Origin of the sequence: Deinococcus grandis (genome assembly GCF_001485435.1) — a bacterium.
GTDB lineage: Bacteria > Deinococcota > Deinococci > Deinococcales > Deinococcaceae > Deinococcus > Deinococcus grandis.
Genome location: NZ_BCMS01000002.1, coordinates 227,545 through 253,432, shown reverse-complemented (window position 1 = coordinate 253,432; position 25,888 = coordinate 227,545). Strand labels below are relative to the sequence as shown.

19 protein-coding genes are annotated in these 25,888 nt (G+C 72.9%); 12 read left to right on the top strand and 7 right to left on the bottom strand.

Features of this window, described 5'->3' with window-relative positions; translation table 11 throughout:
• The first annotated feature begins 9 nt into the window (after nucleotides 1–9).
• From DEIGR_RS16585 to DEIGR_RS16575, 3 genes are read left to right on the top strand one after another with little or no spacing between them, the layout of a single operon-like run.
• Nucleotides 10–966 (top strand): ABC transporter substrate-binding protein, encoded by a 957-nt coding sequence (locus DEIGR_RS16585; protein ID WP_153013889.1) that lies wholly within the window; start codon nucleotides 10–12, stop codon nucleotides 964–966.
• Between the two features lie 5 nt (nucleotides 967–971).
• On the top strand, nucleotides 972–1,976 hold the full coding sequence (locus DEIGR_RS16580) for a FecCD family ABC transporter permease (protein WP_058979371.1): 1,005 nt from the start codon (nucleotides 972–974) through the stop codon (nucleotides 1,974–1,976).
• The gene (locus tag DEIGR_RS16575; protein WP_058979165.1) at nucleotides 1,973–2,809 is read left to right on the top strand and encodes an ABC transporter ATP-binding protein; all 837 of its coding nucleotides are present in this window, start codon (nucleotides 1,973–1,975) and stop codon (nucleotides 2,807–2,809) included. Before DEIGR_RS16580 ends, DEIGR_RS16575 begins: the two co-directional genes overlap by 4 nt.
• Nucleotides 2,810–3,089: 280 nt before the next feature.
• On the opposite strand, the gene DEIGR_RS16570 is transcribed toward DEIGR_RS16575, so the two are convergent.
• Nucleotides 3,090–5,396: an HD domain-containing phosphohydrolase gene (locus DEIGR_RS16570; RefSeq protein ID WP_058979163.1), complete on the bottom strand. Its 2,307-nt coding sequence runs from the start codon at nucleotides 5,394–5,396 to the stop codon at nucleotides 3,090–3,092.
• Nucleotides 5,397–5,618: 222 nt separating this feature from the next.
• Here DEIGR_RS16570 and DEIGR_RS16565 point away from each other — a divergent pair, with 222 nt between their 5' ends.
• The gene (locus DEIGR_RS16565) at nucleotides 5,619–7,016 is read left to right on the top strand and encodes an NCS2 family permease (protein ID WP_058979370.1); all 1,398 of its coding nucleotides are present in this window, start codon (nucleotides 5,619–5,621) and stop codon (nucleotides 7,014–7,016) included.
• Between the two features lie 194 nt (nucleotides 7,017–7,210).
• Here DEIGR_RS16565 and DEIGR_RS16560 read toward each other — a convergent pair whose 3' ends face one another.
• The 3 genes from DEIGR_RS16560 to DEIGR_RS16550 form a co-directional block, all read right to left on the bottom strand.
• Nucleotides 7,211–8,626: an endo alpha-1,4 polygalactosaminidase gene (locus DEIGR_RS16560; protein ID WP_058979161.1), complete on the bottom strand. Its 1,416-nt coding sequence runs from the start codon at nucleotides 8,624–8,626 to the stop codon at nucleotides 7,211–7,213.
• 499 nt (nucleotides 8,627–9,125) lie between these two features.
• Nucleotides 9,126–9,551 (bottom strand): GGDEF domain-containing protein, encoded by a 426-nt coding sequence (locus DEIGR_RS16555; RefSeq protein WP_058979159.1) that lies wholly within the window; start codon nucleotides 9,549–9,551, stop codon nucleotides 9,126–9,128.
• The gene (locus tag DEIGR_RS16550; protein WP_058979157.1) at nucleotides 9,548–9,817 is read right to left on the bottom strand and encodes a hypothetical protein; all 270 of its coding nucleotides are present in this window, start codon (nucleotides 9,815–9,817) and stop codon (nucleotides 9,548–9,550) included. Before DEIGR_RS16550 ends, DEIGR_RS16555 begins: the two co-directional genes overlap by 4 nt.
• 235 nt (nucleotides 9,818–10,052) lie before the next feature.
• Between DEIGR_RS16550 and rocD the strand changes: the two genes are divergently transcribed.
• On the top strand, nucleotides 10,053–11,270 hold the full coding sequence (gene rocD / locus DEIGR_RS16545) for an ornithine--oxo-acid transaminase (RefSeq protein ID WP_058979155.1): 1,218 nt from the start codon (nucleotides 10,053–10,055) through the stop codon (nucleotides 11,268–11,270).
• Nucleotides 11,271–11,299: 29 nt separating this feature from the next.
• Here rocD and DEIGR_RS16540 read toward each other — a convergent pair whose 3' ends face one another.
• Nucleotides 11,300–12,730, bottom strand: coding sequence for a hypothetical protein (locus DEIGR_RS16540; RefSeq protein ID WP_058979153.1), 1,431 nt, complete (start codon nucleotides 12,728–12,730; stop codon nucleotides 11,300–11,302).
• Between the two features lie 107 nt (nucleotides 12,731–12,837).
• On the opposite strand from DEIGR_RS16540, the gene DEIGR_RS16535 reads away from it, so the two are divergent.
• Complete coding sequence (locus DEIGR_RS16535; protein ID WP_058979151.1) at nucleotides 12,838–15,279, top strand: sensor domain-containing protein; 2,442 nt, start codon at nucleotides 12,838–12,840, stop codon at nucleotides 15,277–15,279.
• Between the two features lie 61 nt (nucleotides 15,280–15,340).
• Here the strand turns inward: DEIGR_RS16535 and DEIGR_RS16530 are convergent, their stop codons facing one another.
• The gene (locus tag DEIGR_RS16530; protein WP_058979149.1) at nucleotides 15,341–17,473 is read right to left on the bottom strand and encodes a molybdopterin-dependent oxidoreductase; all 2,133 of its coding nucleotides are present in this window, start codon (nucleotides 17,471–17,473) and stop codon (nucleotides 15,341–15,343) included.
• 240 nt (nucleotides 17,474–17,713) lie between these two features.
• Between DEIGR_RS16530 and DEIGR_RS16525 the strand changes: the two genes are divergently transcribed.
• The 3 genes from DEIGR_RS16525 (at nucleotide 17,714) to DEIGR_RS16515 (ending at nucleotide 21,937) form a co-directional block, all read left to right on the top strand.
• The gene (locus tag DEIGR_RS16525; protein ID WP_058979147.1) at nucleotides 17,714–18,292 is read left to right on the top strand and encodes a PAS domain-containing protein; all 579 of its coding nucleotides are present in this window, start codon (nucleotides 17,714–17,716) and stop codon (nucleotides 18,290–18,292) included.
• The gene (locus DEIGR_RS16520; protein WP_153013887.1) at nucleotides 18,285–20,561 is read left to right on the top strand and encodes a sensor domain-containing protein; all 2,277 of its coding nucleotides are present in this window, start codon (nucleotides 18,285–18,287) and stop codon (nucleotides 20,559–20,561) included. The genes DEIGR_RS16525 and DEIGR_RS16520 overlap by 8 nt, the downstream gene beginning before the upstream one ends.
• A 200-nt stretch (nucleotides 20,562–20,761) precedes the next feature.
• The gene (locus DEIGR_RS16515; protein WP_058979143.1) at nucleotides 20,762–21,937 is read left to right on the top strand and encodes an N-acetylglucosamine-6-phosphate deacetylase; all 1,176 of its coding nucleotides are present in this window, start codon (nucleotides 20,762–20,764) and stop codon (nucleotides 21,935–21,937) included.
• A 53-nt stretch (nucleotides 21,938–21,990) separates the two neighbouring features.
• Here the strand turns inward: DEIGR_RS16515 and DEIGR_RS16510 are convergent, their stop codons facing one another.
• Nucleotides 21,991–24,027, bottom strand: a complete 2,037-nt coding sequence (locus tag DEIGR_RS16510; RefSeq protein ID WP_058979142.1) for a hypothetical protein — start codon at nucleotides 24,025–24,027, stop codon at nucleotides 21,991–21,993.
• 350 nt (nucleotides 24,028–24,377) lie between these two features.
• On the opposite strand from DEIGR_RS16510, the gene DEIGR_RS16505 reads away from it, so the two are divergent.
• From DEIGR_RS16505 to DEIGR_RS16495, 3 genes are all read left to right on the top strand, one after another.
• Nucleotides 24,378–24,812 carry a hypothetical protein gene (locus tag DEIGR_RS16505; RefSeq protein WP_058979140.1) on the top strand — a complete coding sequence of 145 codons (435 nt, stop codon included), beginning with the start codon at nucleotides 24,378–24,380 and terminating at the stop codon, nucleotides 24,810–24,812.
• 97 nt (nucleotides 24,813–24,909) lie between these two features.
• Nucleotides 24,910–25,404, top strand: a complete 495-nt coding sequence (locus tag DEIGR_RS16500; RefSeq protein WP_153013886.1) for a hypothetical protein — start codon at nucleotides 24,910–24,912, stop codon at nucleotides 25,402–25,404.
• A 147-nt stretch (nucleotides 25,405–25,551) separates the two neighbouring features.
• Nucleotides 25,552–25,878 carry a hypothetical protein gene (locus tag DEIGR_RS16495; protein ID WP_153013885.1) on the top strand — a complete coding sequence of 109 codons (327 nt, stop codon included), beginning with the start codon at nucleotides 25,552–25,554 and terminating at the stop codon, nucleotides 25,876–25,878.
• Nucleotides 25,879–25,888: the final 10 nt, after the last annotated feature.

Below are 25,888 nucleotides of genomic sequence, written 5' to 3'. Positions count from 1 at the left end.
AGCCATTCCATGAACCACCGAACCCTGAACAACAAGACCCTGACCACCCTGACCCTGGCCACCCTCCTCGCCGCGCCCGCCCTGGCGGCCCCCGTCACCGTCCAGCACGAACGCGGCACCCTGACCCTGCCCGCCCCCGCCAAACGGGTCGTGGCGCTGGAATACTCCTTCGTGGACACCCTGCTCGCGCTGGGCGTGAAACCCGTCGGCGCGGCGCTCGGCACGCAGGGCGGCGACCGGGGCGCGCCCCCCTACCTGCGGCCCCGCGTGGGCGGCGTCGTCACGACCGGCAGCCGCGCGCAGCCCAGCCTCGAAGGGATCGCGGCGCTGCGCCCGGACCTGATCCTGGCCGACAGCCTCGTGCACAAGGACACCGTGCCCGCCCTGAGCCGCGTGGCGGCCACCGCCGCATTCCCCAGCCGCCGCGCGGACCTGGATCAGCTGAACGAGCAGACGCTGCTGATCGGGCGACTGGTGGGCCGCGAGGCCGCCGCGAAGCAGCTGCTCGCCGACCAGAAGAGCCTGATCGCCAAGGCGCGCGCCTTCACGAAGAAGGGCGCCCCGGCGTTCGTGGCGGGCGTGGTCACGCCGACCTCCTTCACGGCGCACACCGCCGGGAGCTTCGCGGGCAGCTTCCTCGAAGCGGTCGGGCGCAGGAATCAGCTGCCCGTCAAGGACGGCCAGACGCAGTACGAACTGAGCCTGGAGGGCCTCGTGGCGCTGCAACCGCAGACGCTGGTGCTGTTCACCGCGCCCGATGAGACGCCGGTCACCGCCGCGTGGGCGAGAAGCCCGCTGTGGCAGAAACTGCCCGCCGTGAAGCGCGGCCGGGTGTACGAGTTCAACCGGGACGACTGGACGCGCGGGCGCGGCCCGACCGCCCTGAAACTGATGGTCGCGCAGACCATCGAGAGCCGCTTCCTGCAGGACGCCGCGCCCACCACGACCTTCAAGTCCACGCCGTGACCGCCCTGAGCGCCCCCGCCCGCTTCACTGCCCGCCGCGCGCTGCTCGTCGGCGCGGCCCTGCTGGCCCTGTGCGCGGCCCTGGCGGTGCTGGCGCTGGGCCTGGGCGCGGTGCCGACGCCCGCGCGGGACGTGCTGGCCGCCCTGACCGGCGGTGGGGACGCCCTGACCCGGCAGCTCGTGCTGGACCTGCGCGCCCCGCGGATCGGGGTGGCGCTGCTGTGCGGCGCGATGTTCGCCGCGAGCGGCACGATCATGCAGGGCGTGATCCGCAACCCGCTGGCCTCACCGGACCTGATCGGCGTGGGCGCCGGGGCGGGACTGGCCGCCACGGTGTTCCTCCTCGCGTGGCCCGCCGCGCCCGCCGGGGGGTTGCCCTGGGCGGCGCTGGCGGGCGCATGGGGCGGCTTCGGGCTGGTGCTGCTGCTCGCGCGGGAGCGGGGCGGGGCGCTGCACCCGGTGCGGCTCGCGCTGATCGGCGTGGCGGTCGCGTCCGCGCTGGGCGCCGCGCAGCAGCTCGTACTCGTGCGCGCCCCGGACGGCCTGGGCAGCGCCCTGAGCTTCCTGACCGGCACGGTCTACGGCGCGGACGTGACCCGCCTGACGCGCGTGCTGCCCTGGGCACTGGTCCTGCTGCCCGGCGCGCTGCTCCTGAGCCGCACGCTGGACGTCCTGAACCTCGGGGAGGACGTCGCCACCGCGCTCGGCACGCGCGTGAACCCGGCGCGCCTGCTGGCCCTGGCGGTCGGCGTGGCGCTGGCGGGCGCGGCCGTGACGGGCGCGGGCATCCTGGGTTTCGTGGGCCTGCTCGCCCCGCACCTCGCGCGGCTGCTCGTCGGCGCCCGGCACGCCCGCACGCTGCCGGTCAGTATGCTGCTGGGCGCGCTGCTCGTGCTGGCCGCCGACACGCTGGGCCGCGCGCTGCTGCCCCCCCTGGAGGTGCCTGCCGGGATCTTCACCACCCTGGTCGGCGCCCCCTATTTCCTGTACCTGCTGAGGAAGTCCGCATGACCCCCACCAATCCCGAACGGGCCACCCCCAATCCGGCCACCCGCACCCCGGAGCCGCTGAGCACCCACGCGCTGACACTCGCCTACGGCCAGAACGTGATCATCCCCGGCCTCGACCTCGCGGTGGCGGGCGGGCAGGTCACCTCGATCATCGGGCCGAACGGCTGCGGCAAGAGCACCCTGCTGCGCGCGCTGGCGCGGCTGCTGCCCAGCGGGGCGGGGCACATCGAACTGTACGGTCAGGCGCTGCACGCCCTGCCCAGCCGCGAGATCGCCCGGCGCCTCGCCATCCTCCCGCAGGGCCCCACGGCCCCCGAGGGGCTGAGCGTGGAGGACCTCGTGCGGTTCGGGCGCCACCCCCACCAGGGCCGCTTTCCCGTCCGGCGCGCCGAGGACCGTGAGGCCGTGCAGTGGGCGCTCGACCAGACCGGCATGCGCGTGTTCGCCGCCCGCCCGCTGGAGGCGCTCAGCGGCGGGCAGCGGCAGCGGGCCTGGATCGCCATGAGCCTCGCGCAGCAGACCGACATCCTGCTGCTGGACGAACCCACCACGTACCTCGACCCGTCGCACCAGCTGGAGGTCCTGCACCTCGCGCAGCGCCTGAACCGCGAGCAGGGCAAGACGGTCGTGATGGTCCTGCACGACCTGAACCAGGCCGTGCGCTACAGCGACCGCCTGATCGCCATGAGTGGCGGCGCCGTGTACGCACACGGCCCGGCCGGGGACGTGCTGACCCACGACCTGCTGCGCGACGTGTTCGGCCTCAAGGCCCACCTGCTGCCCGACCCGGACACCGGGCGGCCCCACGTGATTCCCTACGCCCTGACCCGCTGACCTTCACCGCCCCCACCCAACCCACCCCAACGCGAGCGGGGCACCCTTGACTTCAGGTGCCCCGCTGACGCGCTGAGGAGAGGATCATTCGGCGCTCTGGTCGCGGTTGGGGTACAGGACCGGCAGGACGACCAGGGGGAGCGCGATGGCGGACAGGGCGAGGATCAGGGTCATGCCCCCAGTGTGCCCGGCGGTGCCCGGAGGCTGATGACAGCGGCGTTCAGGGGTCATAGAGCGGAACTTCAGCGGACACCCAGGGAACCTTCAGGTGACGTGAGGGTCAGCTGCGCGGCCCGGCAGGCTCATCCGCTCCGGTCGGCCCGTCGGACGCGGCCTGCGGCGGCGCGGGAGCGAGCAGGTCGGTGGCCGACTCCGGTGGCGGTCCCTCCGCCCGAAGCGCCACGAACACCTCGACCAGGGTGGGGTCCAGGACGCGGCCCGCCATGACGCGCAGTTCCTCCAGCGCGCGGTCCTCCGGCCAGGGCTGCTTGTACGGCCGGGCGCTCGTCAGGGCGTCGAAGGCGTCCACCACCGCGAACACTCGCGCCAGCAGCGGAATCGCCTCGCCCTTCAGGCCGTGCGGGTAGCCGCCGCCGTTCCAGTGCTCGTGGTGGTGCAGCACGACCTCCAGGCACGCCTGACCCAACGCCGGGGTGTGGCGGAGCATCTCGTACCCGGTGACCGGATGCTGCCGCATGACGGCCCACTCGTCCGCGCTGAGCGGGCCGGGCTTGAGCAGGATCTGATCCGGAATGGCGATCTTGCCCAGGTCATGCAGGTACGCCCCGCGGCGCAGGTCGTCCTGCTGCGCCTCGCTCAGGCCCAGGCGCCGCGCGAGTTCCAGGCTCAGGCGCACCACGCGGTCGGTGTGGCCCTCGGTCTCGTCATCCCGGAATTCCAGCGCGACCCCCAGCGTCCGCAGGGTCTCCTCACGGGTGGTGAGGATGGTCTGCAGGTGGTGATCCTGCTCCAGCGCGACCGTCATCAGCTGCCCCGCCTGCGTGACCGTGTCGCCCAGGCGTCCGGACGGCGCGTCCGGCAGCGCGCGGTACAGCGCGACCAGCCCCTGCGTTTCTCCCTGACGGTCCGCGACGCGGAACAGCCAGCAGGCGCGCAGGCCGCAGCCCGCCAGGGCCACGCGCCACGGCGTCCACGCGCTGGGGTGTTCCAGCGTGGCGACACTCGCGTCCTGCCCGGCCAGCGCCTCCGCCCAGGCGGGATGCAGGGCCTGCGGGTCCACGTCGCCCGTGAAGTGCACCAGCAGGTCCCCGGGCAGGCCCACGCTCGCCTCGGTCCGCAGCCGCCCGGCGTGCACCGTCAGGAGCTGCGCGGCGATCACGCCCGGCAGCTGCGTGAGCAGTCCGGCCAGCAGGCGCAGCGTGTCCGGCAGCGGCGCGCCCACCGCGATGGACCGCAGTACCTGCGCCCGCGCGGCCTCCAGCAGCTGCTCGCGGTGCCCGTCGGTCACGTCGTGCGCCAGTGCGACCGTGCCGACCACGCGGTCGAACGTGTCGTGCAGCGGCGACACGTGAATCTCGAACACCCGCTCCTGCACCCGCTGCATGTACCGGCCGCGCTGACCGGCCAGGGCGCTCAGGTGCGCGCCGACGATGTCCTCCTCGCGGCCCCCGCCGAGCAGGGCGGTCACGTGACGCCCCACCAGCGCGCGCGGATCGAGCCGCAGGCGCTGCAGGGTCTGCCCGCTGACCATGCGGACGTTCAGGTCCGGGTCGGTCGTCCAGGACAGCGTCGGGAGCTGCTCCTGCATCATGTTCAGGTGCAGCGCCTGTTCCCGCAGCCGCCGCTGCGCCTCGAGCTGATCGGTCAGGTCGTGGATGAACGCGGTGTAGTACTGCTGCCCGTCGATCTGCACGGGCTTCATCATCAGCTCGACCTGCAGGGTGTGGCCGCTCTTGTGCAGCGCCGTGACCTGCACGCGCCGCCCCGCCACGCGCGTCTCGCCGGTCTGCTGGTGGCGGGCCATGCCGCGCTGGTGCGCGTCCCGGTCCGCCGGGCGGATGATCAGCGCCGACAGCTGCTGCCCCAGCACCTCCTTGAGCGTGTAGCCGAACATAGTGGTCGCCGCCGGATTCCACGCGACCACCCGCCCGTGCCGGTCGATACTGACGATGGCGTCCATCGCCACGTCCATCAGCGCGTCCCGGCGGGCCTCCAGGGTCCGGGCGTGCTGCTCGGCAGTCTTGCGGGGCGTGATGTCCCGCACGATCGCCAGCGCCCACATGCCCGGCTGGGGCGGCGTGACCGGCAGGAAGTCCAGTTCGCACCACACCGCCACGCCGCGGGTGTTCAGGCGCACCTCGGCGTGCGCGTCCTGCCCGGAATGCAGCCGCACGAGCAGATCGTCCGGCACGGCCGCCTGATCGTCCGGGTGGATCAGGTGCAGCAGCGGCTGGCCGCGCACCTCGGCCGCCGGGTCCAGTCTCGCCTCGAGGCTCTCGGTGACGTCCGCGACGTGCAGCCGCTCGTCGAGCACGATCAGTCCCTGATCGGCCTGCCGCTGGAAGTGCGTCAGGATGCCCAGCGCGACAGCGTGGGCAGCGTCCTGAGACAGCGTCGGATCGGTCATGGGCGTGTGTCTGGCGTCCTGAACACCCGTTCAGTATGACCCGCGCGGCGCCGCACGCGCCGCAGATTTCCCCACACCCCCGGCGTGGGCCTGCCCGGTCCGCTGCGCGTGAGCGAGGTGTCACCCACGCGGGAGACAGCCGGGCGCGCCCTTACACCCGCGGATGATCTAATGGTGTTTTTCCGCCGCAGCCCGGCGGACCCCACAGGAGGCGACCCCACCTTGACGCAGACGACCCCACCCCCCACCGACCGGTCCTTCATCGACCGGTACTTCGGCCTGAGCGCGCACGGCAGCAGCGTCGCGCAGGAGGTCCGTGCCGGCGTGACCACGTTCCTGACCATGAGTTACATCCTGTTCGTGAATCCGCAGCTGCTGTCCGGCGCGATTCCCGTCCCGAACGCGTTCGTGCAGCTGCTGATGACCACGGCGCTCGCGGCGGCGTTCGGGTCGCTCGCCATGGGCCTCGTGGCCCGGTACCCGTTCGCGCAGGCGCCCGGCATGGGCCTGAACGCCTTCTTCGCGTTCACGGTCGTGCAGGGCATGGGCGTGCCGTGGCAGACGGCGCTGGGCGCCGTGTTCATCTCGGGCGCGCTGTTCGTGCTGCTCAGCGTGCTGGGCGCGCGGCAGGCGATCGTGCGGGCCATTCCGCTGGGATTGAAGTTCGCGGTCACCGGCGGGATCGGCGCGTTCCTGGCCTTCCTGGGCCTGCGCAGCGCGGGCATCGTGGTCACGAACCCCGCCACCATCGTCGGGCTGGGCTCGCTGACCTCGCGGGGCGCGCTGCTGACGGTCGCGGGGTTGCTCGTCACGGCGGCCCTGATGGTCCGTCAGGTCAAGGGCGCGGTCCTGTGGGGCATCCTGCTCACCAGCCTCAGCGCGGTCGCGTTGCAGCTGCCGGTGTTCGCGGGCGGCCCGGACGGCGCCCTGCGGGCCTTCCCCGGTTTCGACGGGCGGGTGCTGGGCATCATCGACGCGCCGGTGTGGCCCGGCAGTCTGGTCGGGCAGCTGGACCTCGCCGGGGCGCTGGGCCTGGGCCTGCTGAGCGTGGTGTTCACGTTCTTCTTCGTGGACTTCTTCGACGCGACCGGCACCCTGACCGGCCTGGCGCAGAAGAGCGGCTACCTGGACGAGAAGGGCGACATGCCCCGCGCGCGGCGGACGTTTGCCATGGACGGCCTCGCGGCGATGTTCGGGGCGTTCATGGGCACGAGCACCACGACCGCGTACGTCGAGAGTGCCAGCGGCATCGGCGAGGGCGGCCGCACCGGCCTGACCGCCGTGACGGTCGGCGTGCTGTTCCTGCTGAGCATGTTCCTGTGGCCGCTCGCGGCGGCGATCCCGGCGGCCGCCACCGCCCCCGCGCTGATCCTGGTGGGCGCCCTGATGATGGACGGCGTGCGGCACATCGACTGGGACGACCTGAGCGAGAGCCTCCCGGCGTTCCTGACGATCATCGCCATGCCGCTGACGTTCAGCATCGCCAACGGCGTCAGCTTCGGCGTGATCAGCTACTGCGCCGTGAAAGTCCTCGCGGGGCGCGCGCGGCAGGTCAGTCCGATCCTGTACGGCGTGGCGGCGCTGCTGCTCGCCCGCTACGCGTTCCTCGGCGGTGAGTAAACCCTGCGCGAGAAGGCCGCCCGCTCCCAGGATGCTGGGGCGGGCGGCCTTCTTACAGGTCATACGGATTCCGTCTGTTTCGCTGACAATCCGGAACTTCACCGGATTGCCAGCTCCACGCCCGGAACCCTACTTTCTCCTTCTCGCTCCGCTCGGGTTGAAAGTTTTTGCAAACATTTCAACCGGAGTCCGTATCAGTTGCAGCTCTGGCGCTGGTAGCCGCTCATGCCGGGGCTGACGAGACCCAGGTCGCGTTTCATGGCGCTGACGCCCAGCGAGGTGTACGTCGCGCAGCTCAGGGCCGTGCTGTATTCGACGTTCAGGGCGAGCTTGCCGCGCCTGGTGTACTCGGCCAGGGGGCCGCACTCGCTGTACTGCTGGCATTCCTCGTTCAGGATGCCGTCGAACTTCTCGACCATCATCTTGCCGGTGCGGTCCTTCAGGAGGATCTTGTCGGGGCCGTTCTTCTGGAACACGGCCAGTCCGGCGGCGTGGGCCTGGTCGGCGATCCAGCCGTTGAAGTCGATCTGCTGCTGCGTGGTGACGCGGCCGCCGCTGACGTTCTCGTCGTTCTGGAGGTTGTCGGGTTCCAGTGCGTCGAAGCCCTTGTCCTTGCACATCTTGAAGCGGGCCTGCAGGATCGGCGCGAGGGCCGAGCCGCTCTTGAACACGTCGGTGACGTCCAGGAAGTACTCGCCGGCCCAGTCGGGGTCCTGCTGGATCTTCAGGTAGTCGGGGTACTTGGAGGCGTCGGGGCGGTAGGATTCCCAGCTGCCGGCGTTGATGTAGCAGACGGTGTAGTATCCCTTGCTCTTGAGTTCCGCGACCTTGGCGGCGCTGGTGTTGAACCCGTCCAGGTCGATGAGTTTCGCGCCTGCGGGAACGCTGACGGCGCTGTCGCTGCTCGCGCCGATCTGCCAGTCCCAGCTCATCAGCCCGGTGGGGGGCAGTTTGATGCCGGTGGTGGGCGTGGGGGTCGGCGTAGGAGTTGGAGCGGGGGCAGGGGCGGGGGCCGGGGTCGGTTCGGTGGGCGCTGGAGCCGGGACAGCCGCAGCGCTCTGGATATCCAGGTAGTCGATGGTGGCGGCGCGCGTGCCCGTGCTGTCGCCGTTGAGCATGACGATCCGCACGGTGTCGCCCGCCCGGAGGGTCTGGGTGCCGAGGGACACGCTGGCGTAGCTGCTGCCCGTCAGGGTCGCGCGGGCCTTCTCGGTGCCGTTGACGCGCAGGGACACGCTGGGAGCGACGCCGCCGGCGGTGACGCCGCGGGCGCGGACGGTGACGGCGTAGCTGCTGCTGGTGCCGCTGGGCATCGGGAAGCGCACGGCGCTGCCGGTGGCGCTGAGTTTCACGGCCTGACCGCCGCTGGCGCTGGCGTCGTTGATCAGCACGCCGCTGCCGGTGCGGGGGTCGATGGCGGTCTGGCCCTGGAGCTGCTCGGTGTCCAGCTGACCGCGTTCGGCCTCGATGGCGGTGGTGGCGGGGGCGCCGGTCTGGGTGGGGGCAGTCCGGGTGGGGGCGGAGGGGGTCTGTCCGCAGGCGGCGAGGAGGACGGCGACAGTCAGGGCGGCGCTCAGGGGGGCGGCTTTGCTCAGGGGGGCGGCTTTCATGGCCTGCAGGCTACTGATGACCTGCCGTTCAGCTTGTGGAAAATTCGGCTGGGGGCGTGAAAAATACCCTTTCTAGCAGTTTTCTGAGAAGCGTGACTGATCCCTCCGGCACGCCGCAATGCGAAGTATTCCACAGGCAGCAGGGCGCCCGCTCCGGGCGTCGGAGGGGCCGGATGCCATGGAAGCGCTGTTCATGAGCTGAAGCTGACCGGCCCTTCACGCCGGAACGGCCGTTCCTCCCTGATCCGTCCAGATGAGCGCAAACGATGAAGGAAATCCAAAGACCAAACTCATGTCACAGGATTCTTTTAGACTCACTCCTGAAGAAACTGGGGCCGGTCGCGACCTCACAGCCGAGTCCAGTTTCACCCCGGCGCGAACGGCACACCCCTCCACGCCACGCCCGACCACCGGGTATGAACGGCCCCTCGCTCTGCGCCGCAGGGCGGCGAGGCCGCTCGAGTCAGCCAGGACACCTCAACACACCGGCACACCACGGTCAGCGCCCCGGACGGCGCCGCGCCTTCTCCCGGTACATCCGTTCATCCGCCAGCTGCCACAGCACCTCCGGAGCCTGCCCGTCCTGCGGCGCGCTGGCCCACCCGGCACTCGCCCCCGCCGGTCCGAAGCCCTCCCCGGCCAGCGCCGCGAACGCCGCGTCCAGATCCGGGATCTGCCCGGGCGCGCCGCGCAGCAGCAGGCAGAACTCATCCCCCCCCACCCGGTACGCGCCGTCCCCTGGGGGCACGCCCCCCGCCAGCACCCGCGCCACCCCCCGCAGCAGGTCATCCCCGCGCGCGTGCCCCAGCATGTCGTTCACCTCCTTCAGGCCGTCCACGTCCAGCGCCACCAGCGTCAGCGGCCCGCGCGCCAGCGCCTCACGCAGGTCCGACTCGAAGGCCCGGCGGTTCCCCAGCCCGGTCACAGGTCCGTCACGTCGAACGCGACGCCCAGCGTGCGGCTCCCGCGCGGGAGCCGCACCCGCTGCGTGTCGTACACCCGCCCCGCCAGGGTTACCTCCTGCCGCCGTTCCTGCCCATCCTCCAGGTCCGCGCGCAGTTCACTCAGGTTCAGGGTGCCGCCCAGGACGTCCTCCATGCTGCGGCCCAGCACCTGCTCGCGCCGCAGGCCCAGTTGCGTCAGGCCGCTGCCCTCCGCCATGCGCGGGTCGAGGAGCTTCCGCGGCGGCATCACATGACCCTCATGGTAGCGGTGGGCGCCCCGGAGCGTCATGTGGGCGCCGCTGCACGCGGCCTTCACGAACCGGACGCCCCCCCGCCGCGACCGTCATTCTGGCTGGTCATTTCAGGCCGTTTCTGGACCTGGTCTTCAGCCAGTCTGACCTCTACAGTGACACCATCCCCCGGCCTGCCCACCGCAGGCGCACGCCCCTCTCCCCGGCCCGCTGCGGCCCCCACGGAGCCCCATGACCCTGACTGAACTGCCCACTGCCACCCCGGCACCCGCCGACCTGATCCGCCGCGAGGACCGTCTCGGGGCGCAGAACTACAAACCGCTCGACGTCGTCATCCACCGCGCGCAGGGCGCGTGGGTGTGGGACACGCAGGGCCGCCGGTACCTCGACGGCCTCTCGGCGTACAGCGCCGTGAACCAGGGCCACTGCCACCCGCGCATCATCGGCGCGCTGACCGAGCAGGCCCAGCAGGTCACGCTGACCTCCCGCGCGTTCCGCAACGACCGCCTCGCGGACTTCTACGAGACCGTCACGCGCGTCCTGGGCTTCGAGGCCGTCATCCCCATGAACACCGGCGCCGAGGCCGTGGAAACCGCGATCAAGCTGGCCCGCAAATGGGCGTACCGCACGCGCGGCGTGCCCGAGAACCGCGCGGAACTGATCGTCATGGACGGCAACTTCCACGGCCGCACCACCACCCTGGTGTCGTTCAGCAGCGAGGCGCAGTACCGAGACGGGTTCGGGCCGTTCACGCCCGGCTTCGTCAGCGTCCCCTACGGTGACGTGGCGGCCATCGAGGCGGCCATCACGCCGCACACCGCCGGGGTGCTGTTCGAACCCATCCAGGGCGAGGCCGGGGTCGTCACGCCCCCCGAGGGCTTCCTGCGCGCCCTGCGCGAGCTGTGCGACCGGCGCGGCGTCCTGATGATCGCCGACGAGATCCAGACCGGCCTGGGCCGCACCGGCCACTGGCTCGCCTGCGACCACGAAGGCGTCAAGCCCGACGTGGCGATCCTCGGCAAGGCGCTCGGCGGCGGCGTGTACCCGGTCAGCGCCGTGCTCTCCAGCCGCGAGGTGATGGACCTGTTCCGCCCCGGCGATCACGGCAGCACCTTCGGCGGGAACCCCCTGGCGGCCGCCGTGGCGCAGGCCAGCCTGCAGGTCATCGAGGACGAGGACCTGCCCGCGCGCGCCCGGGAACTCGGCGCGTACGTCCGGGCGCGCCTGGAAGCCATGAACAGCCCCTACGTGCGCGAGATCCGCGGGCGGGGCCTGCTGATCGGCGTGGACCTGCGCGGCCCCGCCCGCCCGTTCTGCGAGGCGCTGCGTGACCTGGGCGTGCTCTGCAAGGAAACGCACGAGACGACCATGCGCCTCGCGCCGCCACTCGTCACCAGCCGCGAGGACCTCGACTGGGCCCTGGACCGCATCGAGCAGGTCCTGCGCTGAGGTGACCCCCCCGCCCCCCGGCGCGCCGATCAGGAGCGAGGGGGGCGGCGCCGTCCAGACTGGCGCGGACGCCCGCTGCCCGCCAGGCGACCCTGCTGCTGACGGCCCTGGTGCTGACGGCGCTGCTCCCGGCGGCCACGCGTCGCCCACCACGCGCCCAGCAGCGCCGCGCAGGCGAGCAGCGGCCACAGGTCCAGCGCCCAGCCCCACACGAACGCCAGCGGTCCGGGCGACTGCGGGCGGTCCAGGGACTGTGGGCGGGTCAGGGCGCGGGCCAGCGGCGTGAACGACCCGTCGGGCGTCAGGAACCCCCCGGGCCCGTACAGCCGCCCGACCTGCACGCTGCCCTGCGGGTGAGCGCGGACGAAGGCGCGCAGCTGCCACACGCGGCGCGGGTCGTGCAGCAGCCCCAGCGGCCAGCGGTTCTCCCGGAAGGTCACGGCACTCCCCGCCGTGAAATCCGCCGTCGGCTCCGCCTGCGCGGTGCCCAGCGGCAGCGGCCCGAACCGCGCCTGCAGGGTCTGCCGCCACAGTGTCACGGCCGCCGCGTCCGGCCGGACCTCGGGGCGCAGCAGCACGCCCACCAGTGCGTCCGGCCGCTCACCGGCGCCCAGTGCGCCGTGCAGGGCCCGCAGCGCGCGGGGCGAGAGGCTGTCCACCTGCACCTCCAGCAGCAGCCCGGCGCCCTGCGCGAGCGCCGCGCGTCCCGCCTCGGCGAGTGCCGGCGCCGTCCGGGACGATTCCGGCGCGCCCGGGCGCAGGTCCAGCGGCAGGATCAGGGTGTCCAGACCCAGGTCCCGCACGGCGCGCAGGTCCCGCTGCCAGTCGTCCGCGCGGCGCCCGGTCCAGTTCAGCTCCGGCCGGTCCAGCTCCGGCCGGTCCAGGTCCGGTGGGCCCAGCCGCACGCCCCGCGTCAGGGGCGCGGGCCCGGGCGGGTCCGGGGCGGGCATGGGTTCGTCGCGCAGCACCCGCCAGTGATGGGTGCGCCAGTTGCCGTCGTCGAGCTGCGCGACCACGTCCTGCGTGCGGCGCGCGGCGCGCAGGGCCCCGGCCGACTCGGGATCCGGGATGACGTACCAGTACTGATCCGTGAGGCTGACCGTGGCGCCGTCCGGCGCGTAGAACCGCAGCGTGACGCGGTGCCCCCAGCTGTGCGGCGCCGCGCCCGAGGCGGCCACTGCCCGCGCGTCCTCCAGGGCGGCCTCCGTGAAGAGGTCCCGCAGGCCCTCCCGCTGCCCGCTGCGCAGCGCGAACGCCACTTCCCGCTCGCCGCGCAGCAGGCTGTCCGTGAGCGCCTCGCGCGTCGAGGGTTCCAGGTTACGCGGCCCACCCTGATCCGGCAGCCAGCGCAGCAGGCCCGCCCCGGTGTTCAGGGAACCCACCTGCGGCCCGCCTGCGAGATCACGCGCGCAGCCGCCCAGCAGCAGCGTCACGAGCAGCGCGGTCCGGCGGAGCCTCATGCGCCGTATTCAAGCACGTCCCCACCCCCACGCCCGCCCCGCGCACCCACCCGCCGGGGCGAGCGCACCCGGCCGCGCAGGGCATAGACTGGACCCTCAGGAGCCCCATGCCCACCGACCGTTGCGCGCCAGAACTGATGTTCGACGGGTACCTGACCGTGAGCCGGTCCGGACGGGTGCTGTACGCCAACGAGGCGGCGCGCCGCTGGCTGGACCTGCCCGACCACGCCGATCACGAGCCGCCCGCGCTGCAGGACCTGCTGCCCACCGACTGCGCCCTGCGTCACCTGCTCGGCAGCGGCGCCCCGCACGCCCCCGCCTGCCAGGGAACCTGCCGGGGCCTACAGGTTCACCTGCGGCCCGACGGCCTGGAACTCCAGGGGCCGCCGCGACCGTCGCCCAGCGAACCGCGCACCCTGCCCGAGGCGCTCAACGGCGCGCAGCACATCGACGAGGTCGCGCAGGTGATCCTCACGCACCCGCAGTGGCAGGCCCTGGCCGCGCAGCTGGCGCTGTTCGATCCGGTCGGGGCCACCCTGCGGCTCCTGCAGGCCGGACCGGGCAGCCCGGACCTGCTCGGCACGCTGCCCGTCCAGGATCCCCATCCGGTGGCGCAGGCGTTCCGCGGCGGCGCGGCGCGCACCCACGCGCCCGGCGGGTGGCCCGACCCGCTGCCGCCCGGCACGCGTGACGTCCTGATCCTGCCGCTGCGCAGCCCCCAGCGGCCGCTGGGCGCGCTGGTGCTGCACCGCGCCGAGGATCTGCCCCCGCCCACGCACGCGGCGCTGGACGCCTGCGCCGCCGCCCTGGCCCGCGCGGCCCACTTCGACGACGTCAGCCGCTCGCAGCTGCGCTACCGCACGCTGCTGGAATCCACGCACGCCGCCCTGTGGGAACTCGACCGGAACTTCGAGATTCAGGGCGAGAGCCCCAACTGGCAGGCCCTGACCGGCCAGACGTACGCGGAGTACGTGGGCCGGGGCTTCATGGCCGTGATCCACCCCGACGACCGCCCCCGGCTGGAGGCGGACATCGCCCGCGGCGTCCAGGGCAGCGATCCGTTCGAACTGCGCGGCCGGATGCGCCGCATCGACGGGCAGTACCGCCACGTGGTGGCCGTCGCGCTGCCCGTCCCCGAGGAACGCGGCGCCGGGCAGGGCTGGGCGGGCTCCATTCAGGACGTCACCGAGGAGGTCTGGGCCGCCGAGTGGGACCGCCCGTCGGAGCGGTTCCTGACGCTGGCGGTGCAGGGCGGCCCGGCGCGGCCCACCTTCGCGGCGGTGCTGGACGAACTGACCCGCGTGACCGGCGCGACCGGCGGGCTGCTCGTGGGCCTGCCGAGCGGCGGCGGCGCGCCGCGCACGCTGGCCACGTCCGGCGCGACCGGTCACCTGCACGCCCAGCTGGACGCGCACCTGGACGACCCGCAGGTCACGGCGCTCAGCGCCCGACCGGGCTGGCTGCACCCCCCCGGCGAGACCGGCGCGCCCACCGGACAGCCGCCGCGCGGCGCGCTGCTCGTGCCGCTGCAGTACCAGGAGCGGGTGATCGCGGCCGCGCTACTCGACGTGCCGGCCGGGCTGGTGGACGCCACCAGTCTCGAGCATCTGCGCTGGCTGCAGGCGCACCTGGCGCCCATCGTGCACAGCGCGCAGCTGCGCGACGCACTGGACCGCAGCGAGGCGCAGGCCCGCTCGATCGTGTCCGCGCTGGACGAGGGCGTGGTCATGATCGACGCGGCCGGGCGCCTGATCGCCGCGAACCGCGCCGCGCAGGACCTGCTGGATCTGCCGCCCGGTCAGTCGCTGCAGCCCCTGCACGACCCGGTGTGGGCGCTGCAGAACGAACGGGGCGAACCGGTGCCGTTCGAGCAGTACCCGGCGGTGACGGCGCTGCGCACCGGCCGTCCCGTGCGGCGGGTGATCCTGTCGCGCACCCGCAGGGACGGGCAGCGGCGGTGGCTGTCGATCAACGCGACGCCGCTGGAGGACCGCAGCGGCGTCGTCGTGTCGTTCAGCGACGTCAGCGAGTCGATCACGCTGCGCGAGCAGCTGACCGCGCAGGCGTTCCAGGATGACCTGACGGGCCTGAGCAACCGCCGCGCCTTCCAGCGGGCCGCGCAGGAGCAGCGTGGGCCGCGCGCCGCCGCGCTGCTGATCGACGTGGATCACTTCAAGGCGGTGAACGACACTCACGGGCATCACGTCGGGGATGACCTGCTGCGCGAGATCGCCGCGCGCCTGCGCCGCGAGGCCCCGCCGGGCTCCCTGATCGCGCGGCTGGGCGGGGACGAGTTCGGGGTGTCCCACCCGGACCTGAGCACCGAGGACGCCTGCGCGCTGGCCCGGCGGGTCGTGCAGGTGATCGGCCAGCCCGTCGTGCTCGGGCGGGTGCACGCGCACGTGAGCGCCAGCGTGGGCGTCGCCACGACCGAGCGGCTGCGCGGCGCGGACCTGCACCGCGCGGCCGACTTGGCCATGTACGTCGTGAAACGCGCCGGACGGTCCGGCTGGCAGCTGTTCGACCCGGACGAGCATCTGCCCACCTGACCCCGCCCCACCGGAGCGGGAAGCCCGGTGGGCGCGGGTCAGGTGGGCGGGGTGAGGCCGATCAGTCGGCGGCGCGGCCAGCGGTGGGCGCTGCCCCGGCGACCTGCGGGGCAGGCTGCACCTGAATGGGCGTCCCGTTCAGGGCGGCGTTCCCGGTGAGTTCGTCGAGCAGCAGCGGATCGGTCAGGTCGTTCAGGCTGACGCCGGGGTGCGCCTGGGCCACGCGCAGCTGCGCGCCGCGCCGGGCGTGCCCGAAGCCGTGTGGGAGGCTGGCGACGCCCGGCATGACGTCCGCCGTGATCTCGACGGGCACGGTGACGGTGCCGACGCGGGACGTGACCTGCGCGAGCTGGCCGTCCGTGAGGCCCTGTGCGTCGGCGGGGTTGAGTTGCAGGGTGCAGCGGTCCGGGCCGCGCATCAGGCGGGGCGTGTTGTGCATCCAGGAGTTGTTGCTGCGCAGCTGCCGCCGCCCGATCAGAATGAGCGGCGCGACCGGCGCGCCGAGCGCGGCGTGCAGGCGCGTCAGGTCGCGCCGCATGGGGTCCGGCAGCGCCTGGATGCGGCCGCTGGCGGTCAGGAGCCGCTCCGGGAAGACCGGCTGCATGGGCCCGAGGTCCAGGCCGTGCGGGTGCGCGCGGACGTCGTCCAGCGTGAGGCGGTGCGGGCCGTGACGCAGCCCCGCGTCGAGCCGCTCGGCGGGCGTGGCGAGCGCCTTGCCGCTCAGGTGCCCGGTGAGGCCCGCGAAGATCTGGTGATCGAAGCGCTGATCCGCGCTGATCGGGAAGACGGGCTGGTTCAGGCGGGCGGTGGCGCGCACGGCGAAGTGATGGAAGATCACGTCGTAATGCTCGACCTCCAGTCCCGTGGCGGGCGGCAGGATCACGTGGGCGTGCCGGGTGGTCTCGTTCAGGTACGGGTCGATGCTGACCATGAAGTCCAGGTCCGCCAGGGCCCGGTCGAGGTCCTGCCCGCCGGGGGTGCTCAGGACCGGGTTCCCGGCGATGGTGACCAGCGCGCGGATCTGGCCGTCGCCGGGCGTGAGGATCTCCTCGGCCAGGGCGGCGTTGGGCAGCTCGCCGTCGAATTCCGGCAGGCCACGCACCCGCGAGTGCCAGCGGCCGTGGTGGGTCTGGCCGGGCCGGGCGCCGGTCAGCAGGTCGAACGCGGGGCGCGGGACCATCGCGCCGCCCTCATGGTCGAGGTTGCCGGTGACGAGGTTCAGGGTGTTCAGCAGCCACTGGCACAGCCCGCCGAACGCCTGCACGCTCAGGCCGATGCGGCCGTACGCGGCGGCGCGCGGCGCGCGGGCGAACGCGCGGGCCAGTTCGCGGGTGGTGGCGGCCGGGACGCCGGTGGCGGCCTGCACCGCTTCCGGGGTGTAGGGGGCGGCGACGTCGTGCAGGTCCTCCAGGCCGTCGGTGACGTCGGCCAGTCGTCCCGGGCGGGCGAGGCCCTCACTCAGGATCACGTGCAGCAACGCCATGAGGAACAGCGCGTCGCTGCCGGGGCGGATGGGGTGGTACTCGCTGGCGTGCGCGGCGCTCTCGGTGCGGCGCGGGTCGAGCAGCACGACGCGGCCGCCGCGGTCACGGATGGCGCGCAGGCGCTCGCGCATGCCGGGCGCGGTCAGGATGCTGCCGTTGCTGGCCAGCGGGTTCGCGCCGAGCATCAGCAGGAAGTCCGTGCGGTCCACGTCGGGAATGGGCAGCAGCAGCGGGTGGCCGAACATCTCGGCGGCGGCGTAGTGGTGGGGCAGCTGGTCGGTGCTGGTGGCGCTGTAGCGGTTGCGGGTGCCCAGGGCCTTCAGGAACGCCCCGGCGGTGAGCAGCGTGCCGCTGTTGTGCACGCTGGGGTTGCCCTGGAAGGTCGCGACGCTGTCCGGGCCGTGCGTGGCCTGCACGCCGCGCAGGCGCCGGGCGACGAGGTCCAGCGCGTCGTCCCAGCTCATGGGATGCCAGGTGTCCCCGTCGCGGCGCATGGGGGTCTTCAGGCGGTCCGGGTCGGCGTGCAGGTCCGGCAGGGCGGCGCCCTTGGGGCAGATGTGCCCGCGGGAGAGCGGATCGTCGGGATCGCCGCGCACGTCGGTCACCTGGCCGCCCTGCACGGTGATGCGCAGGCCGCAGATCGCCTCGCAGAGGTTGCAGGCGCGGTAGTGCACGCCGTCACGGGGGGGGAGCGGGGGACTGAGGGTCATTCGGGGCACCTCCAGGTGAATTGTGAACCGGGTTCAGATACGGGCAGTATCGCACGCCCCGTCAGGAAGACATGAAGACCCGGGGAACCCGTGCCCCACGTTTCAGCCGCGCCGGGTGGACGTCCGTCCAGGTCAGGTCAGACTTCATGAACCCCAGCTGAGAAGTGGTGTGGAAACTCACAAGGCTTCACCTGAGCGGCAATCAAGAATTCCGTGAGATGACCTGGGGCACACTGAAGCATGTCACCCTCACCGGCCCCCCTCGCGGACCCCGGTGCTCCCATCGGCGTCCTGCTGCTCGGCGCGGACCACACCGTCCTGGCGGCCAGTGCCGGACTGACCGACCTGCTCGGCCTGCCCCTCCCCCCGGGCGAACGCGCCCCGCACGGGCTGCTGGACCACCCCCCCGGGACGCCCCTGCCCGCACAGGTCACGCTGCGCGGTCCGCGGGGCAGCGTGGTCTGCCACGCCACTGCACTCGGCGCGGCGGACCCCGTCACGCTGCTGCTGGCCGAACACGACCTCGCCCGGACCATCCTCGATCCGCTGCCGCTGGACGTCGCCGTGCTCGACGACCAGGGCCGCTACGTGTACGTGAACCCGGCCGCCATCCAGAGCGCGGACGTGCGCCGCACCATCATCGGCCTGACCGACCGCGAGCACGTCACGCGGCGCGGCCACCCCACCGACCGGGCCGAGGTCCGCGAGCAGCACTTCGCGCAGGCGCGCGCCAGCAGCGAGTGCGTCTCGTTCACCGAGACCTTTCCCACCCCCAGCGGCCCCCTCACGCTGCGCCGGACCCTACCTGCCCGTGCGTGACCCGGACGGCACGCTACGCCTGATGATCGGCTTCGGCGAGGACCAGACCCAGGACCGCAGCCAGGCCGAACAGATGAACCTGCTGCGCACCATGGTGGACACCTCCGTCGATCCGCTGCTGGTGCTCGACGCCCGCCCGGGCGATCAGCACCTGCGGGTCGTGTACGGCAACCCCGCCATGCTCGACCTGCTGCGCCACCACGGTCTGGAACAGCTGCCCGACCTGCCCATGCCGCAGTGGCCCATGGCCGAGGGCAACACCGTGAACATCCTGGCCATGCTCGCGCAGCTCACCGGTCTGCCCGCCGGGAGCACCTACCGCGACACGCTGTTCCTGCCCGAAGCCCAGCAGTGGCTCGAAGTTCATGTCAGCGGCATCCTGGAGAGCGACACCTGCACGCACTGGGCCATCAGCCTGCGCGACGTGACCGCGCAGCGGCAGGGCGAACTGCAGCAGGAACGCGTCGCCCGCGCCCACCGCCTCGCCCTGACCGGCGCGCCGCTGTCCGGGACGCTGTGCCTGCTGCTGCAGGGTGCGGACCGCTTCGACGTCGGCTGGCAGCTGGGCCTCATGATCGCCGGGACGCCCCTGCGGACGGTCGGGGCCCTCCCGGACGCGGTCGCGGTCGCCGCGCAGCACCTGGACGGCGAGACCCTCCGGCAGCACTGGCAGGCGCTCGACCCGGACCGGGAGGGCCTGCCGCAGACCTGCCCGGACCTGGCGCGCAGCACGTCCCCGCTGCACGCCGCGCTGAGCCCCGCCGCCCGCGCGCTGATCGAGGTGCCCCTCTACGGCCGCGACGGTCAGCTGCTCGGCTCCCTGCTGGCCACGCACACCACTCCGCACGCCTGGACCGCCGATCTGCCCGCGACCCTGCGCCACCTCGAACCGTCCGCCGCGATGCTGCTCGAACAGCACCTCAACCAGGAGCGGTTGCAGCGCCTCGCGTACCGCGATCCCCTCACGGACCTGCTCAGCCGCGCCGCGCTGAGCGAGTGCGCCGGGGCGCACCTGACCGCCGGGGAGCCGCTGGCGCTGGGCCTGCTGGATCTCGACCGCTTCCGGTTCCTGAACGACGGGTTCGGGCACGCCGTCGGCGACCAGCTGCTGCGGGAACTCGCCGCGCGCCTCACGGCCGTGGCCGCCCGGCACGACCTGCGCGGCGTGGCCCGCATGGGCGGCGACGAGTTCGGCCTGCTCGCCCACCCCAACCAGATCGGCGTGCTCAGCGCGGACCTGCGCGCCCTGTTCGACGAGCCCTTCGAGGCGAACGGCACGCCCCTGCTGCTGGAAGGCTCGCTGGGCTGGAGTGTCGCCCCTGCCACCGCGCACGACGCGCAGACGCTGCTGCAACAGGCCGACGCCGCGCTGTACGGCGCCAAACGCGCCCAGCAGTTCAGCGAGGTGTACGCCCCCGCCCCCCCGGCCCGCATTCCGTCCGTCACGATGGAAAGCGCGCTGCGTGAAAGCCTGCGCGACCGGCACTTCCGGTTGGCCTACCAGCCGCAGGTGCACCTCGCCACCGGGCAGCTCGTCGGCGCCGAGGCGCTGCTGCGCTGGACGCACCCGGTCCTCGGGCCGGTCACGCCCGACCAGTTCATTCCGGTCGCGGAACTCGCCGGGCTGATGCCCCGCCTGGGCGAGTGGGTGCTGCGCACCGCCTGCCATGAAGTGACGCGCTTCAGCAACCCGCACCTGAGCGTCAGCGTGAACGTCTCCAGCCGTCAGCTGAGCGACCCGACCTTCAGTAGCCGCGTCCGGCAGGCCCTGTCAGACAGCGGCCTGCGCCCGCAGCGGCTGGTGCTGGAAGTCACCGAGAGCGGCCTTATCGACAACCCCACCCGCGTGCGCGAGGTCCTGCAGGAACTGCGTGACCTGGGCGTGCGCGTCAGCATGGACGACTTCGGCACCGGGTACTCCTCACTGTTCAGCCTGCGCTCCCTGCCGGTGGACGAACTGAAGATCGACCGGGCGTTCGTGCGGGACCTGGGGCAGGACACGCAGGCCGCGCGCGAGAGCCTGGCGATCGTGATGGCCAGCGTCCTGATGGCCCGCGCGCTGGACATCGAACTGCTCGCCGAGGGCGTCGAGACCCCCGAACAGGAACGGGCGCTGCGCGAGGCCGGCTGCGACCTGGGCCAGGGCTGGCTGTACGCCCGGGCCCTCGAGCCGGCCGACTTCGACGCCTTCGAGCAGACCTGGCCCGTGCGGCTGCTCGGCGACCGCCCCGCCACCCCCGTCCCGGCCGTTGCCACCCTGCGCGACTGATACGGACTCCGGTTGAAAGGTTTGCAACATCTTTCAACCCGAGCGGAGCGAGCAGGAGAGAAACGGGTTCCGGACGTGGAGTTGGCAGATCGGTGGTGTTCCGATCTGTCAATGAAACAAACGGAATCCGTATGACCGCACGGGCCTGCGCGCCGCACAGCCCCCCACCCACCCCGGCCCGGACGTGCTAAGACCGGAGGGTGACTTCCACCGAGCCCACCGTCCTGCGCGGCCAGCTGCTGCTGCCCGGCGGCCTCACCCCCGGCGCGCTGCACGTCCAGGGTGGGCGCGTCACTGCCGTCACGCCCGACCCGGCCGCCCCCACCGACCGGCTGATCCTGCCCGGCTTCGTGGACACGCACGTTCACGGCGGCGGCGGCGGCGACACCATGGACGGCCGCGAGGGCCTGATCCGCCTGGCGCGCCTGCACGCCCGCTGCGGCACGACCACGCTGCTGCCCACCACCATCACCAACCCCTGGGGGCGCGTCATGGACGCCCTGCACGCCGTCGCGGACCTGCGCCGGCAGGGCGTGCCGGGCGGCGCGGACCTGCCCGGCGCGCACCTGGAAGGGCCGTTCATCAGCGCCCAGCGGCTCGGCGCGCAGCCGCCGTTCACGCTGGACCCCACGCCCGACCGGCTGGACGAGATCCTGCGCCTGGACGTGGTGCGCGCCGTGACGCTCGCCCCGGAACTGCCCGGCGCGACCGCCGCCGCGCTGCGGTTCGCCCGTGCGGGCGTCCGCGTCGGGGTGGGCCACACCCGCGCCGACGCGGACACCGTCAGCGGCCTGCTGGCGGCCGTGCACGCCAGCGGCGGGCAGGCGGCCGCCACGCACCTGTTCAACGCGATGGGCGGCGTCGAGGGCCGCGCCCCCGGACCCGCAGGCGCCCTGATGAGCGACCCGCTGGCCACCCTGGAAATCATCCTGGACGGCGTTCACGTGCACGACACCGCCTTCCGGCTGGCCTGCGCCGCCGCGCCGGAGCGGGTCATGCTGATCACCGACGCCATGCGCGCCGCCGGTCTGGGCGACGGGCAGAGTGAACTGGGCGGCCAGCCGGTCACGGTCCGCGGCCCGCTCGCGACGCTGCCCGACGGAACGCTGGCCGGCAGCGTCCTGACCATGGACGCCGCGCTGCGCCGCGCGGTCGCCGCCGGAATTCCGCTGCCCCAGGCGAGCCGCATGGCCAGCCTGACTCCGGCCCGCTCGGTGGGCCTGCACGACCGCGGCGAACTGCGCGTGGGGCTCCGTGCCGACCTCGTGACCCTGAACGCCGCGCTGGAGGTGCAGGACGTGTGGGTGGGCGGGCAGCGCGTTCACCCCGCCCACGTGCCCGGCGCCACGCACACCCCTGGCACCCTCTCCCCCTGACCCGCGGGGCGGACGGTGGGTCTCCCCCCCCGCGAACAGCCACGCAGCAGAGATCAGGCGGATTCGTCCTCCGCGCACAGCGCCAGCGCCGGGTGGTACGACACGTCCGTCACCGTGAGCGTGAGGTTGCGCGCGCCGCACACCAGTTCGAGGCCCGGCCCGTCACTCAGGCCGCTCAGGTCCGTCCAGGCGTCCGGCAGGCACCGGAACCGCCCGGGAACGGGCGTGCCGGGCGTGGGCGCCAGCAGCGTCACCGCGTCCGGCGCGCCGTCGGCCCGGACGTGGACGCTCAGGGACCAGCGGTGCAGGCCCGGCGCGCCAGGGCCCGGCAGGCGCAGGTGCAGGGTGGGCGCCGGGCCGTGCGGGTCACCCAGCCGCACCACGCTGATCTGCCCGGCCGCGCGCAGCAGGTGGTATCCGCCCCCCAGGTACACGCTGCCCGGCACGTCAGACGCGCCCGTCTCATCCGGCGCCGCCAGGGCCGAGGCGTCGGCTGGCCTGGACAGCGCGGGCCGGTCCTGTCCACCCCGGGCCTCCGGCGCGCCGCGCGGTCCCCGTGGCTGGTCGTGCGGCTGGTCGTCCGGTCGCGCCCACACGTCCGACGCCCCCGGCAGTGACCGCAGGTGCAGCCGCTCGGCCGCACTGAGCTGCCCGGCGAGGGCCGCGCGGTGCAGTTCACTGCGGAACGCCAGCGGCAACGCGCGGTCCGCCGCGCGGGTCACCGGCAACCCCGGCAAGGTCGCCACGACGCGCTCCGGCACGGGCTCCAGCAGACCGGCGCGCACGGCCGCCCGCGCCGTCCGGCGTGCCAGGGTCCGCCCGTCCAGGCCGCCCACGCCAGCCTCACCCAGCGCCGCGGCCGCGGCGTCCAGCGCAAACGGTGACGGCAGGCCCGCCAGTCTCGACAGGTGCGCCGCCAGGTCCGGCCCGACCGCCGCGTGAACCTCGGCGAGCAGTGTCTCCCGCAGGTCCGCCGGCAGCCGCACCCGGCGGTTCCAGGCGCCCACCTGCCTCGCGATGGCCCGCGCGGCCGGCCACCAGCCCTCCGACTGCCGCCAGACCTCCAGCGCCGCCCCGGCGGGCGCCCCGCCCGGCAGCAGCGGCCCGAAGGCGTCCGGGGCAGGCGGGAGGCTGCGCTGCACCAGCAGGCGCGGCCCGGCCCCCAGCCGTTCCAGCTGGCGGCGCAGGTCCGCCTCCGCGTGCGGCGCGGTGATCAGGGCCACCGTGACCGGCGCGGACGTACCCAGCAGGAACGCCAGCAGGCGCACGCCCGCCTCGTCCAGGCACTCGGCGCGCCGCACCACGAACGCCACCGGACACGCTAGGCGCAGCAGCAGCGGACTCAGGCGCACCACGTCCTGCTCCGGGTCGCTCGCGCCGCGCAGCAGACTGTCCGCGTCCGCCTGCGCCGCCGCGGGCAGGTGGGACCGCACCTGCAACACCAGTCCCGCCAGCAGGTGCGCGCTCGACGGGGTGCCCGTCACCGTCACTGCCGTCCAGCCCGCCGCGTCCAGTGCTGCCCGCACGGCCGGGAAGCGCCCGCTGCCGGGACGCCCCACCTGCATCAGCACCTGCGGGTCCCGCGCGGCGCGGTCCGGCAGCGCCGCCACCGGACCCGGCGCGCCCAGCCCGTGCGGCGGCGCGTCCAGGGTCACGCCCAGCCGCGCCGCGGCCGCGAGCACGAGCGCCGCGCGGGCCGCGTCCGGGCTTTCCCGCGTCAGCCGCCGCGTCAGCGCCGCCCGGACACGGCCCAGCAGCGCCTCCCGCTGCCCGGCCAGCCACGCCGTCCACTCCGGCAGGGTCGGGTCGTCCAGGCCATCCAGCGGCGCGTGTGCCCGCGCCAGCCACTCCTCCAGCGGCGCATGCAGATCCGCCTCCCAGACGTCCAGGTCGGTCGGGAGGACCGCGTGCAGCAACGGCGCCTTCGGCGGGGCCACCTCGATCCCCTGACGGCGCAGCATGGTCAGGTCCACCCGCAGGTTCTGCAGGCCGTGCGCCTGCGGCCACAGCAGCCGCGCGACCGCCGCCCGGTGCTGCGCCTGCCCGCTCAGCGTCAGGTACGTGAGCAGCATGAGGGACTTCCGGGACATGGGCACCACCGTCGCGTCACGACACACCCGTGTCGCGCCAAGCGCCGTTAATGTCACATTCACCGCAGCGAGTTGAGCGTCGTTCGATACCAAGAGGCTTTCATGCTAAGCATTTCCGCCACGCGGCACTGCCTCACCTGAGCGCCGCATTCACGCCCGGCCCTGTCGCCTTAACGCCCGGCCCCCAGCATTTAACGCCAGCTTTAATGTGCCGTCCAGCACGGCATTTGACCGCATTCAGCATCCGCTCATACAGTGCGAGGCACAGGTCAGGCCACGGGGTGTCCGCTTCCAGTCACAGCTTCAGGGGAGAAGCTGGGCGGCGCCCCATTGACCGAAGGAAGGATCCCATGAAGAAACTCCTGCTCATCGCCGCCGCCCTCACCACCACCACCGCCAGCGCCGCCAGCCTCATGCAGACTGTGACGGTGACGGCCACCGTCGTCTCCGCCTGCCAGGTTGATGGCGTGACTCGCGGTTCGTTCACCTACGACGCCATCAACGGCATTGCGGCCAACAGCGCCACCAATGCCACGGCAAAATTCAAATGCAACCTCGGGACGGTGCCCACCCTCGACACCACCTTGACCCCTCAAACCGGCGCCCTGAACTTCGGAGCGAACGGTCTGGTGGCCACCTACAGCATTGGCAGCGATAACGGCCTCGTTAACGCTGCTGGCGGAACCGATACGACGTTCTCCGTCACTGCGGCCGCTGCCACCGGTCAGTGGGCAGTGGCCAATAACACGTACAGCGCCACCCTGGACATCAACGTCACCTTCTAATTCACAGTGAACTGATGGCCCGCATCCGCCCAGCGGCGGTGCGGGCTGTCAGCACAGCAGTTCAGGGGCCATGCCATCCGCCTCATGAGGAACTGACATGCGTAGATACAGTGTGCTCTTCCCGCTGCTCCTGCTGCCCGCCCAGGCCGCCGGAACTCCCCAGACGGTGCAGGTCGGCGCGCAGGTCAACCGCGCCTGCGTCATCGCCACGGCCAACCAGAACCCAAAGATCAACATGGGTGACTACGACGCGACGGTGTCGTACGGCACGAACTTCGTCGGTGAAGTGACCATCGACGTGTACTGCAACCGGGGCTCGTCAGCGCCCACCCGGAAAATCAACGGGAGTGCGGTCGCCCTGAATTACGGTACGGCACTGACCACCACCTTGACCCGCAGTGCTGGGGGAACGCTCGACAGTCGCGTCTGGATGGTGCACCTCTCGACGTCTGTGATGAACGACAATGCGTCGCCATTCAACGGTGCTCAGGTGTACCCGACGAAAGTCCGCGCTGGCTGGCCCAGCACGCCCCAGTTCAACGCGCCGTCCGGGCAGTATGCCGGTTCGGTGGTCTTCTCCGTGGAGTTCTGAGTCGAGATGCATTCACGTTGCGTTTCTGGTCAGGTCGCCCGCGTTCCGGCGCGGCCTGACGGGCGCGGCGCCCGGCGCGCGGTGCTGCTGGGGGCTGCGCTGCTGGCCGGTGGGGGGGCGGCGCAGTCGTCGGGTTCGACGTGCAGAGTGGCCAGTGCAGAAGGGACGGCGCTCGGGCCGTACCCGATCGTGTCGCCGCTGCTGGGGTCGGTAGGGGTCAAGACGACCGGCAACTGCAATGGGGCGCGGGTGACGCTGTCCAGCGTGGACGGCAGCCTGTCCGCGTCGGGGGTGTTCACGGGGTTCATGCGGCGCGGCGCGGCGAGACTGCGGTACACGGTGTCCGGCGCGGACCGGTTGTCCGTGCAGGGGAACCTGAGCGGCGTGACGTTCGGCGTGACGGTCCCGGCGGGTCAGTGGAACGTGGTCAGTGGGGCGTACAGCGACACGTTGACCCTGACGTTCACGTTCTGAAACAAGAGAC

What these genes read in the sequence shown, in the direction of transcription:
- DEIGR_RS16585 (WP_153013889.1), top strand. Translation starts at nt 10, where the DNA reads ATGAACCACCGAACCCTGAACAACAAGACCCTGACCACCCTGACCCTG.
- DEIGR_RS16575 (WP_058979165.1), top strand. Translation starts at nt 1,973, where the DNA reads ATGACCCCCACCAATCCCGAACGGGCCACCCCCAATCCGGCCACCCGC.
- DEIGR_RS16570 (WP_058979163.1), bottom strand. Translation starts at nt 5,396, where the DNA reads ATGACCGATCCGACGCTGTCTCAGGACGCTGCCCACGCTGTCGCGCTG.
- DEIGR_RS16560 (WP_058979161.1), bottom strand. Translation starts at nt 8,626, where the DNA reads ATGAAAGCCGCCCCCCTGAGCAAAGCCGCCCCCCTGAGCGCCGCCCTG.
- DEIGR_RS16550 (WP_058979157.1), bottom strand. Translation starts at nt 9,817, where the DNA reads ATGCCGCCGCGGAAGCTCCTCGACCCGCGCATGGCGGAGGGCAGCGGC.
- rocD (WP_058979155.1), top strand. Translation starts at nt 10,053, where the DNA reads ATGACCCTGACTGAACTGCCCACTGCCACCCCGGCACCCGCCGACCTG.
- DEIGR_RS16540 (WP_058979153.1), bottom strand. Translation starts at nt 12,730, where the DNA reads ATGAGGCTCCGCCGGACCGCGCTGCTCGTGACGCTGCTGCTGGGCGGC.
- DEIGR_RS16535 (WP_058979151.1), top strand. Translation starts at nt 12,838, where the DNA reads ATGCCCACCGACCGTTGCGCGCCAGAACTGATGTTCGACGGGTACCTG.
- DEIGR_RS16530 (WP_058979149.1), bottom strand. Translation starts at nt 17,473, where the DNA reads ATGACCCTCAGTCCCCCGCTCCCCCCCCGTGACGGCGTGCACTACCGC.
- DEIGR_RS16525 (WP_058979147.1), top strand. Translation starts at nt 17,714, where the DNA reads ATGTCACCCTCACCGGCCCCCCTCGCGGACCCCGGTGCTCCCATCGGC.
- DEIGR_RS16510 (WP_058979142.1), bottom strand. Translation starts at nt 24,027, where the DNA reads ATGTCCCGGAAGTCCCTCATGCTGCTCACGTACCTGACGCTGAGCGGG.
- DEIGR_RS16505 (WP_058979140.1), top strand. Translation starts at nt 24,378, where the DNA reads ATGAAGAAACTCCTGCTCATCGCCGCCGCCCTCACCACCACCACCGCC.
- DEIGR_RS16500 (WP_153013886.1), top strand. Translation starts at nt 24,910, where the DNA reads ATGCGTAGATACAGTGTGCTCTTCCCGCTGCTCCTGCTGCCCGCCCAG.